At 73.1% G+C, this 11720-nt stretch carries 9 protein-coding genes; 5 read left to right on the top strand and 4 right to left on the bottom strand.

Annotated elements, in window-relative coordinates:
- Positions 1 to 13: 13 nt before the first annotated feature.
- The 4 genes from C4U44_RS02000 to C4U44_RS01985 are packed head-to-tail and all read left to right on the top strand — an operon-like array spanning position 14 to position 4879.
- The gene (locus C4U44_RS02000) at positions 14 to 904 is read left to right on the top strand and encodes a sugar ABC transporter permease (RefSeq protein ID WP_103883795.1); all 891 of its coding nucleotides are present in this window, start codon (positions 14 to 16) and stop codon (positions 902 to 904) included.
- 55 nt (positions 905 to 959) lie between these two features.
- Positions 960 to 2801, top strand: coding sequence for a glycoside hydrolase family 13 protein (locus C4U44_RS01995; protein ID WP_103883794.1), 1842 nt, complete (start codon positions 960 to 962; stop codon positions 2799 to 2801).
- Between the two features lie 34 nt (positions 2802 to 2835).
- Positions 2836 to 3933: a LacI family DNA-binding transcriptional regulator gene (locus C4U44_RS01990; protein WP_265737302.1), complete on the top strand. Its 1098-nt coding sequence runs from the start codon at positions 2836 to 2838 to the stop codon at positions 3931 to 3933.
- 28 nt (positions 3934 to 3961) lie between these two features.
- The gene (locus tag C4U44_RS01985) at positions 3962 to 4879 is read left to right on the top strand and encodes a phosphatase PAP2 family protein (RefSeq protein ID WP_103883792.1); all 918 of its coding nucleotides are present in this window, start codon (positions 3962 to 3964) and stop codon (positions 4877 to 4879) included.
- A 177-nt stretch (positions 4880 to 5056) separates the two neighbouring features.
- On the opposite strand, the gene C4U44_RS01980 is transcribed toward C4U44_RS01985, so the two are convergent.
- On the bottom strand, positions 5057 to 8059 hold the full coding sequence (locus C4U44_RS01980) for a bifunctional [glutamine synthetase] adenylyltransferase/[glutamine synthetase]-adenylyl-L-tyrosine phosphorylase (RefSeq protein WP_103883791.1): 3003 nt from the start codon (positions 8057 to 8059) through the stop codon (positions 5057 to 5059).
- Positions 8060 to 8121: 62 nt separating this feature from the next.
- Positions 8122 to 8781: a histone deacetylase gene (locus C4U44_RS01975; RefSeq protein ID WP_103883790.1), complete on the bottom strand. Its 660-nt coding sequence runs from the start codon at positions 8779 to 8781 to the stop codon at positions 8122 to 8124.
- Between the two features lie 121 nt (positions 8782 to 8902).
- Between C4U44_RS01975 and C4U44_RS01970 the strand changes: the two genes are divergently transcribed.
- Positions 8903 to 9337 carry an Asp23/Gls24 family envelope stress response protein gene (locus tag C4U44_RS01970; RefSeq protein ID WP_103883789.1) on the top strand — a complete coding sequence of 145 codons (435 nt, stop codon included), beginning with the start codon at positions 8903 to 8905 and terminating at the stop codon, positions 9335 to 9337.
- Between the two features lie 69 nt (positions 9338 to 9406).
- Here the strand turns inward: C4U44_RS01970 and glnA are convergent, their stop codons facing one another.
- Both glnA and C4U44_RS01960 read right to left on the bottom strand, forming a co-directional pair.
- Entirely contained in the window at positions 9407 to 10768 is a 1362-nt protein-coding gene (gene glnA, locus C4U44_RS01965) for a type I glutamate--ammonia ligase (RefSeq protein ID WP_103883788.1), read from the bottom strand.
- A 141-nt stretch (positions 10769 to 10909) separates the two neighbouring features.
- Positions 10910 to 11695, bottom strand: a complete 786-nt coding sequence (locus C4U44_RS01960; RefSeq protein ID WP_103883787.1) for a hypothetical protein — start codon at positions 11693 to 11695, stop codon at positions 10910 to 10912.
- Between the last annotated feature and the right edge of the window lie 25 nt (positions 11696 to 11720).

Here is an 11720-nt window from a genome sequence, read left to right as displayed (position 1 = left end):
GGAGCCGTCACCCATGAGCGCCACCATCCAGCGGGGCACCGCCCGGACCGGCACCGCTTCGGCCGGCCGGGGGACGCGCGGGCGCGGGCAGCGCAGCACCGGCGCCTCGCTCGCCCTGCACGCCACCCTGATCGCCGCCAGCGCCGTCGCGGTCTTCCCGGTGCTGTGGATCGTCTTCATCTCCTTCGGCCCCGACAGCGCCTGGCAGCAGCCCGGCCAGGTGGTCCATCACCTGGGCCTGGACAACTACCGGTTCGTGCTGCTGCACAGCAGCTTCCCGTCCTGGATGCTCAACTCGGTGATCGTGGCCGGGGCCACCATGCTGGTCGGCGTGTTCATCGCGGCCAGCGCCGGCTACGCGATCTCCCGGATGAGGTTCCCCGGCCACCGGCAGCTGATGTGGGTCTTCCTGGTCACCCAGATGTTCCCCGTCGCGGTGCTGATCGTCCCGCTCTACAACCTGATGGCCCGCCTGGACCTGCTGGACAGCTATCTCGGGCTGGTCCTGGTGTACTGCACGATCGCGGTGCCGTTCTGCGCGTGGATGCTCAAGGGCTACTTCGACACCATCCCGCGCGAGATCGACGAGGCGGGCCGGGTGGACGGGCTCACCCCGTTCGGCACGTTCTGGCGGCTGATCCTGCCGCTGGCCCGGCCGGGCCTGGCGGTCACCGCGTTCTACAGCTTCCTCACCGCGTGGGGCGAGGTCGCCTACTCCAGCCAGTTCATGAAGACGCACTACACGCTGGCCGCCGGGCTGCCCACCTACGCGTCCAGCATCCGCGCCAACTGGGGTGCGATGACGGCCGGTTCGGTGCTGATCGCGATACCCGCGGCCGTCGTCTTCCTGCTCGTCCAGCGCCACCTGGTCACCGGCCTGACCGCCGGCGGCACCAAGGGCTGACGCCCCGCCCCACCCGTACGCCACCCCGTCGTTCCCCCGAGCCCAAAGGGAATCAATGAGCCAGCACCTCACCGACGCGCCGAGCACCACCGCCACGACCGACGCAGACGCCGGGCGCAGAGACTGGTGGCGCGACGCGGTGATCTACCAGGTCTATCCGCGCAGCTTCGCCGACGGCAACGGCGACGGCATGGGCGACCTGCCCGGGGTCACCGCCCGGCTGCCCCACCTGCGGGACCTCGGCGTCGACGCGGTCTGGCTGTCGCCGTTCTACGCCTCCCCGCAGGCCGACGCCGGCTACGACGTGGCCGACTACCGCGCGGTGGACCCGATGTTCGGCACCCTCACCGACGCCGACGACCTGGTCCGGGCCGCGCACGCGCTGGGCCTGCGGGTCATCGTGGACCTGGTGCCGAACCACTGCTCGGACCAGCACGAGTGGTTCAAGCAGGCGCTGCGCGAGGGTGCCGGCTCCGCCGCGCGGGACCGCTTCCACTTCCGCCCCGGCAAGGGCGAGCACGGCGAACTGCCGCCCAACGACTGGGAGTCCATCTTCGGCGGCCCGGCCTGGACCCGCGCCTCCGAGCCGGACGGCACGCCCGGCGAGTGGTACCTGCACCTGTTCGCGCCCGAGCAGCCCGACTTCAACTGGGACCACCCCGCGGTGCACGACGAGTTCCGCTCGGTGCTGCGGTTCTGGCTGGACCTGGGCATCGACGGCTTCCGGATCGACGTCGCGCACGGCCTGGTCAAGGCCGAGGGGCTGCCCGACATCGGGCACTCCGGGCAGGTCGCGCTGCTGGGCACGGCCCCGATGCCGTACTTCGACCAGGACGGCGTGCACGAGATCTACCGCGGCTGGCGACGCATCCTCGACGAGTACCCGGGCGAGCGGATCGCCGTCGCCGAGGCGTGGACCCCGACCATCGAGCGGGCCGCACGCTACCTGCGGCCCGACGAGCTGCACCAGGCGTTCAACTTCGAGTACCTGACCGCCGGATGGAGCGCCGGCGCGCTGCGCACCGTGATCGACCGCTCGCTGGACGCGATGGGCGCCGTCGGTGCGCCCGCGACCTGGGTGCTGTCCAACCACGACGTGACCCGGCACACCACCCGGCTCGGCAACCTCCCGCCCGGCACCGCCGGCCGGGAGGCCGAGGCGCCGCCCACCCAGCTGCGCACCCCGGGCGACCGCGCGCTGGGACTGCGCCGGGCCCGCGCGGCCACCCTGCTGATGCTGGCGCTGCCCGGCTCGGCCTACCTCTACCAGGGCGAGGAACTGGGGCTGCCCGACGTCACCGACCTGCCGGACGAGGTGCGCCAGGACCCGTCGTTCTTCCGCGCCGCCGGGCAGGACGGCTTCCGCGACGGCTGCCGGGTGCCGATCCCCTGGTCGGGCGGCGAGGCGCCGTACGGCTTCGGCCCGGTCGAGGGCGGCCCCAGCTGGCTGCCGCAGCCGCAGGGATGGGCCGCGTTGAGCGTCGAGGCGCAGACCGGCGACCCCGGCTCCACCCTGGAGCTGTACCGCAGCGCGCTGGCGGTCCGCCGCGACCACCCGGCACTCGGCGCCGGCACCGCCGTGACCTGGCTCGACACGCCCGAGGGGGTGCTGGCCTTCCGCCGCGACGCCCGCGAGGGCGGCTTGGTCTGCACGGTCAACCCCACCTCCGCGCCGGTCCGGATGCCCCGCCCCGGCCGCCTGCTGCTCTCCAGCGAGGGACCCGCGCCCCTCGCGGGGGCCTCGGGCGAGGGAACCGCGGCGGTCCCGGCGCTCGCGGCGGACGGCACGGACGGCGACCGGTCGGCGACCGCGCGGCCCGGCGGTGAGCCCGTTACCAGCGCTTCCGGCGGTTTCGTCACGATCGCCGCCGACACGGCAATTTGGTGGGCGATCTGACATGGCGGCGTTCCGCCCCGTAGCATCCGGTGCTGTGACCGCGCGGCTCGCAGACATCGCAGCCCAGGCGGGGGTCAGTGAGGCGACGGTCAGCCGGGTGCTCAACGGCAAGCCGGGGGTTTCCGCGGCCACCCGCGAATCCGTGCTGGCCGCACTCGACCTGCTCGGGTACGAACGCCCGGTCCGGCTGCGGCAGCGCAGCGCCGGCCTGGTCGGACTGATCACCCCCGAACTCGGCAACCCGATCTTCCCCGCCATGGCGCAGGTGATCGGCCAGGCGCTGACCCGGCAGGGCTACACCCCGGTGCTGGCCACCCAGACCCCCGGCGGCTCCACCGAGGACGAGCTGGTGGAGATGCTGGTCGAGCGCGGCGTGGCCGGCATCATCTTCGCCTCGGGCCTGCACGCCGACTCCACCGCCGACACCGGGCGCTACGCCCGCCTCCAGGGGCAGGGCGTGCCGTTCGTGCTGATCAACGGCTACTCCGACAAGATCGACGCGCCGTCGGTGTCGGTCGACGACCGGGCCGCGGTCCGGCTGGCCGTCACGCACCTGGCCGCCCTCGGGCACCGCGGGATCGGCCTGGCCGTGGGCCAGCGGCGGTTCGTCCCGGTGCAGCGCAAGATCGAGGGCTTCGTCGCGGCGATGGGCGACGTGCTGGGCCTGCCCGCGGATGACGCCGAGGCACTCGTCCAGCACTCGCTGTACACGCTGGAGGGCGGGCAGGCCGCCGCAGGCGCGCTGATAGCCGCCGGCTGCACCGCGATCGTCTGCGCCTCGGACATGATGGCGCTCGGCGCGATCCGGGCCGCCCGCCAGCTGGGCCGCACCGTGCCGGGCGACGTCTCGGTGGTCGGCTTCGACGACTCCCCGCTGATCGCCTTCACCGACCCGCCGCTGACCACCATCCGGCAGCCGGTTCCCGCCATGTGCCAGGCCGCGGTGAACGCACTGCTGGAGGAGATCGGCGACACCCCGCCCCCGCACAGCGAGTTCACCTTCATGCCGGAGCTGGTCGTCCGCGGCTCGACCGCCGCCGGGCCGGCCGATCGCGGGGCGCCGCCCCGGCCGGCGACAGGCCAGGACACGACACGCGGGATGTCCGGTTCCACGGATATGCGACCCGTTTGACCCGGCGGATCTGGCAGACTGGTCTCCCATGGGGGAACCGACCGCGAAGACCGCCAAGTCGCTGAAGGATCACCGCGCGGACCCTCCGGACGGCACCGTCAACGGCGCCTCCCGGGCGGCCGCCGAGCCCTCGGCCGCACCCTCGGTTGCCGAATCGCTCCGGTCGCCCCGCCTGATGCTCGCCCGGCTGCGCACTCCCCGCACCCCCCGGTTGTGGTTCGAGCTGCTGCTGATCGGGTTCAGCTACTGGCTCTACTCCCAGATCCGCAACGCGGTGCCCGCGGAGCGCGGCGTCGCGCTGCGGCACGCCGCCGACGTGTGGAGCCTGGAGCGGGACCTCGGGCTGGGGGTCGAGCACAGCATCAACCATGCGCTGAACTCGGTGACATGGCTGATCGTGGGGATGAACTACTACTACGCCTCCCTGCACTTCGTGATCACCATCGGTGTGCTGGTGTGGCTCTACGTGGCCCACCCGCACCGCTACGCCGCGCCCAGGCTGGTGCTGTTCGCCACCACCTGGCTGGCATTGATCGGATTCTGGGCCTACCCCCTGGCGCCGCCGCGCCTGATGCCCGGCGGCGGCTTCATCGACACGGTCGCGGTGCACCACACCTGGGGATCGCTGTCGCAGGGCTCCCTGGCGCACGTGTCGAACCAGTACGCCGCGATGCCCTCGATGCACATCGGGTGGTCGCTGTGGTGCGGGATCACCATCTTCAACCTGGCCAGACCGCTGTGGGTGCGGCTGCTGGGCCTGCTCTACCCGGTGTTCACCCTCACGGTCATCCTGGCCACCGGCAACCACTTCTGGCTGGACGCGGTCGGCGGCGTGATCTGCCTGGCGGCCGGCTATGGCCTGGTCTACCTCCTGTACGGACGGTGGGCGTACCACCTCCCGAAGACCAAGGCCCAGAAGACAAAGGCCCAGCCTCAGCCCTCGTAGTTTCTGCCGGACTTCCTCCTCACACCCTCCGCGGGACCCCTCGTCCCTCGGACCCCCACTCCGGCTGCTCGCTCATCACCCCTCGTAACTTCTGCCGGGCTTCCTCCTCACACCCTCCGCGGGACCCCTCGTCCCTCGGACCCCCACTCCGGCTGCTCGCTCATCACCCCTCGTAGCTCACCCCTCGTAAAAGATTCGCTCCACCACCGCCCGCGCCCGCCGCGTCCGGCGGCGGTACTCCTCGAGCATGTCGCCGACGTGGCCCGTCGGATAGCCGAGGTAGCGGCCGACCGCGGCGAGCTCGCGGCCATCGCCGGGGAAGGTGTCGCCGGGGCGGCCGCGGACCAGCATCACCGCGTTGCGCACCCGGGTGGCCAGCACCCACGCCTCGTCCAGGACCTGGAGGTCCGCCGCGTCGATCAGGCCCTCCGCGTGCGCGGCGGACAGCGCCTCGCGGGTGCCGGTCGTCCGCAGCGAGGGCAGCCGGGCCGCGTGCCCGAGCTGGAGGAGCTGCACCGTCCACTCCACGTCGGACAGCCCGCCGCGGCCGAGCTTCGCGTGGGTGGTGCGATCGGCGCCGCGCGGGATCCGCTCCCCCTCCATCCGCGCCTTGAGCCGGCGGATCTCGCGGACCGCCTCGTCCTCGAGCCCGCCCTCGGGGTAGCGCAGCGGGTCGATCATCGCGATGAACCGCTCGCCGAGTTCCGCGTCGCCGGCCACCGGGCGGGCCCGCAGCAGCGCCTGGCTCTCCCAGGTCAGCGACCAGCGGCGGTAGTACGCCTGGTACGACGCCAGGCTGCGCACCAGCGGCCCGCTCTTGCCCTCCGGGCGCAGGTCGGCGTCGATGAGCAGCGGCGGGTCCGCGGTGGGGATCTGGAGCAGCCGGCGCAGCTCGTTGGCAACGGCGAGCGCGGCGCGGCCGGCGTCGTTGGCGTCGACGCCCTCGCACGGCTCGTGCACGAACAGCACGTCCGCGTCGGAGCCGTAGCCGAGTTCGCGGCCGCCGAACCGGCCCATGCCGATCACCGCGAGCCGGGAGGGCAGCGGGTGGGCGTCGCCGCCGGTGACCGCGTTCACCGCGGCCCGCAGCGCGCCGGCGACGGTCGCCGAGGTCAGCCCGTACACGGCCATGCCGACCCGGTCGACCAGCACGGCCGGGTCCATCGGGCCGTCGGACTCCTCGTCGTCGCCGTAGGTGTCGATGAGGTCGCCGGCCGCGGTGCGGAACAGCTCGCGGCGGCGCACCCCGCGCACGGCCGTGATGGCCTGCTCCGGGGTGTCGGCGCGGCCGACGGCGGCCAGCACCTCCTGCTCCAGCGCATGGTGGTCGCGGGGGGTCAGGCCGTCCCGGGAGCCGAGCATGGCGACGGCCTCGGGGGCGCGCATCAGCAGGTCCGGGGCGAGCCGGCCGGAGGAGAGCACCCGGGCCAGCCGCTGGGCGGTGGCGCCCTCGTCGCGCAGCAGCCGCAGGTACCACGGGGTCATGCCCAGCGCGTCGGAGACCTTGCGGAAGCCGAGCAGTCCGGCGTCGGGGTCGGCGGAGTCCGCGAACCAGCCGAGCAGCACCGGCAGCAGGGTGCGCTGGATGGCGGCCTTGCGGCTGACCCCGCTGGCCAGCGCCTCCAGGTGGCGGATCGCGGTGACCGGGTCGCCGTAGCCGAGGGCCTGCAGCCGCACCCTGGCCGCGTCGGGGCTGAGCCGGGTCTCGTCGCCGTCGAGCTGGGCGACGGCGTCCAGCAGCGGGCGGTAGAACAGCTTCTCGTGCAGCCGGCGCACCTCGCGGGCGTGTCGCTTCCACTCCCGGGTGAGGCCCTGCACGGGTTCGGCGCGGAAGCCCAGGCCGCGGCCGAGCCGGCGCAGCCCCGCCTCGTCGTCGGGCACCAGGTGGGTGCGGCGCATCTTCTGCAGCTGGATGCGGTGTTCCATCAGCCGCAGGAAGCGGTACGCCGCGTCCAGCGCGGCGGCGTCGGCCCGGCCGACGTACCCGCCCTTGGCGAGTTCGGCCAGCGCGGTCAGGGTGGTGGCGCTGCGCAGGGTCGCGTCGCTGCGGCCGTGCACGAGCTGGAGGAGCTGCACCGCGAACTCCACGTCGCGCAGGCCGCCGGGGCCGAGCTTCAGCTCGCGTTCCACCTGCGCGGCCGGGATGGTGTCGACCACCCGCCGGCGCATCTCCTGCACGTCGGTGACGAAGTGGTCCCGCTCGGCGGCCTGCCACACCATCGGGCGGATCGCGGCGACGTAGTCCAGGCCGAGCGCGGCATCCCCGGCGACCGGCCGCGCCTTGAGCAGGGCCTGGAACTCCCAGGTCTTCGCCCACCGCTTGTAGTACGCGACATGGCTGCTGAGCGTGCGCACCAGCGGGCCGTTCTTGCCCTCGGGGCGCAGGTTGGGGTCGACCGGCCAGATCGTGCCCTCGGCGGTGGTGTCGGAGCAGATCCCCATCATCCGCATGGCCAGCCGGGTCGCGGCCCGCAGCGCGACGGTGTCGTCGTCACCGTCCGCGCCCTCGGCCGGTTCGGCGACGAAGATGACGTCCACGTCGGAGACGTAGTTCAGCTCGTGGCCGCCGCACTTGCCCATCCCGATCACCGCGAGCCGGCAGGCCGCCGCGTCCTGCGGCAGCTCGACCGCGGCGATCGCCAGCGCCGCGCGCAGGGTGGCCGTCGCGAGGTCGGCGAGTTCGGCGGCGGTCCGCACCAGGTCGCTGGTCCCGCACACGTCCCTGGCCGCTATGCCGAGCAGGCAGCGCCGGTACGCCGCGCGCAGCGTGTCCGGGGTGCGGGCGGCGGCGAGCCCCTCCTCGAACTCCGCGACGCCCGGGTGCAGGTCGCGCGCCTCGTAGGTGAGCAGGGCGTGCCAGTCCTCGGGGTGCCGGGCCAGGTGGTCGCCGAGCGCCTCGGAGGCGCCCATCACGCCCAGCAGCCGGTCCCGCAGCGGCTTCGCGCCGGTCAGGGTGTCCAGCAGGGTGTGGCGCTCGCCAGGTTCCAGAGCCTCCGCGAGGCGGACCAGGCCGAGCAGCGCCTGGTCGGGGTCGGCGGTGCCGCCCAGCGCGTCCAGCAGCACCGGGTCGCCGCGCACGCCCGCGAGCACGTCGTCGGCCAGCAGTCGCTCGGCGGTCACGGGATCCGTGAAGCCGTGCCGCAGCAGCCGGGAGAACGTACTGCTGCGTCGTCCCTGCATCGGCCCTCCCGGCGGGTCATCACACGACGAACGGCCGCACCCGCTCCAGCCGTGCCCCGAGCCTAACCGTCCCGCGGTTCCGCGGCGCTGCGCGGGTCCTGCGGCTTCTCCGGTACCAGTACCCCGTCGCGCGCGGTCCAGTGCCCGGCCGCGCCGGGACGTCCGGCGAGGTAGCGCGCGACGTGCGCGTCGTCCCAGCCGCCGGCCTCGCGCAGCCCCGCCGCGAGGTGGTCCAGGTAGGCCGCCGACGGCACCGTCCACGGCACGTCGGCCATCGCCCAGGGCGCGGTGAAGGTCAGCAGCGGCACCCCGTCCAGCGCGCCGGCCCGCACGAGCGTCTGGTAACGGCCCGGACCCAGCCGGCTGCGGCCGGTCGCCAGCACCTCGCCGAGGTCGAGGTCGCGGCCGGGCTCGGCGTACATCTCCTGCGCAGCGATGTCGGAGAACTGCCCGGCGGTGACCAGGTGGGCGCGGGCCAGCGCGGTGCCGGGCGCGTCCGGGTCGTAGAAGGCACGGCCGCCGCCCCACACCGGGGAGTGCGTCGCGAAGTACACGGTGCCGGGCAGTTCCCACGGCACGGACCGGGCGGGCGGGGTGGCGTCCCGGCAGCCCGGGTAGTCCCGCGCGCCGCCCGCCGGGCGCCCTCCGGCCAGGTAGCGGGCCAGCCGGGCCAGGTGCGTGTTCGAGCCGTAGGAGACGTACCAGACCGCGCGCTCGCCCATCCGCCCAGTGTGGCCCGGCCGCGGCGTTGCTGCATACGAGTGGCAGCGGTCCCGGTGCGGGGTCACAGTGAGAAGAGCCCGCATTACGTCAGCGAGCAGTCGATGGGAAGGGGCTTGCCCCATGGCAACCGCGGAGAACTCTGTCAAGACCGGACCCGGCCGGCACAAGGACATCGCCGGGAAGACCACGATCGCCGACACGGTGGTGGCCACGATCGCCGGTATCGCCACCCGCGAGGTCGACGGGGTCCATGCGATGGGCGGCGGTGCCACCCGGGCCATGGGGGCGGTGCGCGACCGCGTCTCCCGCTCCGACGACCACACCCGCGGGGTCAAGGTCGAGGTGGGCCAGGAGCAGGCGGCGATCGACCTCGACGTGGTCGTCCTGTACGGCACGCACATCGCCGAGGCCGCCTCGGACATCCGGGGCAGCGTCACCAGCGCGGTGGAGCTGATGACCGGCCTGGAGGTCGTCGAGATCAACGTCAACATCCGCGACGTGCACGTCCCCGGCGACGAGTCGGACACCGACGAGGACGAGGGCCGCGTGCGCTGAGCGCGGCGGGCGCCCCCGCCCCACCGGTCCGGATGCCCGCACCCGCCGGGCACCCGGACCGCCGCGCGGCTACAGCACCGGCAGGTTCTTGATCAGCTCGAACGGGGTGACCTGGGAGCGGTACTCCTCCCACTCCTGCTTCTTGTTCCGCAGGAAGAAGTCGAAGACGTGCTCGCCGAGGGTCTCGGCGACGAGCTCGCTGCGCTCCATGAGGGAGATCGCCTCGCCGAGGTTCTGCGGGAGGGGCTCGATGCCCAGGGCGCGGCGCTCGGAGTCGCTGAGCGCCCACACGTCGTCGTCGGCGCCGGCGGGGAGTTCGTAGCCCTCCTGGATGCCCTTCATGCCGGCGGCGAGCAGCACCGCGTAGGAGAGGTACGGGTTGGCGCCGGCGTCGAGGGAGCGGACCTCGACGCGGGTGGAGCCGGTCTTGCCGGGCTTGTACATCGGCACCCGGATGAGCGCCGAACGGTTGTTGTGGCCCCAGCAGATGTACGACGGGGCCTCGCCGCCGGCGCCCGCGGTGCGCTGGGAACCGCCCCAGATCCGCTTGTAGGAGTTGACCCACTGGTTGGTGACCGCGGCGGTCTCGCCGGCGTGCCGCAGCAGGCCCGCGATGAAGGACCGGCCGACCTTGGAGAGCTGGAACTCCGCGCCGGACTCGTAGAACGCGTTGCGGTCGCCCTCGAAGAGCGACAGGTGGGTGTGCATGCCCGAACCCGGGTACTCCGAGAACGGCTTGGGCATGAACGTGGCCTGCACGCCCTGCTCCAGCGCGACCTGCTTCATCACCAGCCGGAACGTCATCACGTTGTCGGCGGTGGACAGCGCGTCGGCGTAGCGCAGGTCGATCTCCTGCTGGCCCGGGGCGCCTTCGTGGTGGGAGAACTCGACCGAGATGCCCATGGACTCCAGCATGGTGATCGCCTGGCGGCGGAAGTCCATGCCGACGTTCTGCGGGGTGTGGTCGAAGTAGCCGGAGTTGTCCGCGGGGGTCGGCCGGGAGCCGTCCAGCGGACGGTCCTTGAGCAGGAAGAACTCGATCTCGGGGTGCGTGTAGAAGGTGAAGCCGAGATCGGAGGTCTTGGCCAGCGCGCGCTTGAGGACGTAGCGCGGGTCGGCGTAGGATGGGGAGCCGTCGGGCATCAGGATGTCGCAGAACATCCGGGCGGTGCCGGGTGCCTCCGCACGCCAGGGCAGGACCTGGAAGGTGCTCGGGTCGGGCTTGGCGATCATGTCGGACTCGTACACCCGGGCGAAGCCCTCGATCGCGGACCCGTCGAAGCCCATGCCCTCGTCGAAGGCCTGCTCCAGCTCGGCGGGGGCGACCGCGACCGACTTCAGGTAGCCGAGCACGTCGGTGAACCAGAGCCGTACGAAGCGGATGTCCCGCTCCTCCAGGGTGCGCAGAACGAACTCCTGCTGCTTGTCCATATCCATCCATCCTCGCCGGTCAGGCACCGCTCCCCCGCTGTCGGCAACCCGGGGGATCAGGAGCATTGCACCACACCGTTTCGAACGGGTTGCGGGTACCGCACCTCCATAGTGCCTGGCGTGCACCGTCAGCCGAAGAGGTCAGCCGAAGGTGTCGATCGAGGAGATCTTCCAGGTGCCCGCCTGGCGCACCGCGTCGACCGCGAACATCGCCGCGGAGTAGGCGCTGCCGGCGTCGGCGCCCTTGGCGGTGCTGGTGTTGCCCTGGTCGGCGAAGACCAGGACCCGGGCCCGGTCGCCGTCGATCATCTCCACGCCGGTGTCGGTCACCGTCGTGGTCAGCACCAGCTTCTGCTTGGGGGCGGCCGCCTTCACCTGGGCGATCATGGCGGCGTACTGCTGGACGGCCTTGCCGGTGACCACCCGCTTGGCGGCGTCGTCGGTACGGGCGGTGTCGGTGTAGTCGTAGGAGAAGATGGAGTTGACGTCCTGCGCGATCTGCCCCTTGACCTCGGCGGTGCGGGCGTTGTCGGTGAGCGCGGTGTTGCCGGTGGCCGAGTCGTCGTGCAGCGCGGACGCCTTCCCCGCCGCCCATGCCGCGAACCCGCCGAGCAGCACGGTGAGCAGGGCGAGCACGGCGACGGTGAGGGGGAAGCGCGCGGGCAGCCGCAGCGTCCTCGCCCGGCGCGGGGCGGCTTCCTTGACCTCCGCGGGCGCCGTGGCGCGCTCGGCGGCTGCCTGGCGAGGGGCGACGGGACGGCGTGTCCGGGGTGCCTTGACCGCGGTGGCCGTCCGGCCGGTGGCGGCCGGCGCGCGCTCGGAGTCGCCGGCACGGTCGCGGACGGGCCGTACGGTGCGCTCGCCCGCCGCCGCGGAGGCCGCGGCGAGCCTGCGCTGCCGGTTGATGAGGTGGCGGGTGGTCGACATGGGGCTGCGGTCCTCTCACGTACGG

Origin of the sequence: Actinacidiphila yanglinensis (genome assembly GCF_900107965.1) — a bacterium.
GTDB lineage: Bacteria > Actinomycetota > Actinomycetes > Streptomycetales > Streptomycetaceae > Actinacidiphila > Actinacidiphila yanglinensis.
This window is presented reverse-complemented; position numbering and strand designations above follow the sequence as displayed.

What these genes read in the sequence shown, in the direction of transcription:
- C4U44_RS02000 (WP_103883795.1), top strand. Translation starts at nt 14, where the DNA reads ATGAGCGCCACCATCCAGCGGGGCACCGCCCGGACCGGCACCGCTTCG.
- C4U44_RS01995 (WP_103883794.1), top strand. Translation starts at nt 960, where the DNA reads ATGAGCCAGCACCTCACCGACGCGCCGAGCACCACCGCCACGACCGAC.
- C4U44_RS01985 (WP_103883792.1), top strand. Translation starts at nt 3,962, where the DNA reads ATGGGGGAACCGACCGCGAAGACCGCCAAGTCGCTGAAGGATCACCGC.
- C4U44_RS01980 (WP_103883791.1), bottom strand. Translation starts at nt 8,059, where the DNA reads ATGCAGGGACGACGCAGCAGTACGTTCTCCCGGCTGCTGCGGCACGGC.
- C4U44_RS01975 (WP_103883790.1), bottom strand. Translation starts at nt 8,781, where the DNA reads ATGGGCGAGCGCGCGGTCTGGTACGTCTCCTACGGCTCGAACACGCAC.
- C4U44_RS01970 (WP_103883789.1), top strand. Translation starts at nt 8,903, where the DNA reads ATGGCAACCGCGGAGAACTCTGTCAAGACCGGACCCGGCCGGCACAAG.
- glnA (WP_103883788.1), bottom strand. Translation starts at nt 10,768, where the DNA reads ATGGACAAGCAGCAGGAGTTCGTTCTGCGCACCCTGGAGGAGCGGGAC.
- C4U44_RS01960 (WP_103883787.1), bottom strand. Translation starts at nt 11,695, where the DNA reads ATGTCGACCACCCGCCACCTCATCAACCGGCAGCGCAGGCTCGCCGCG.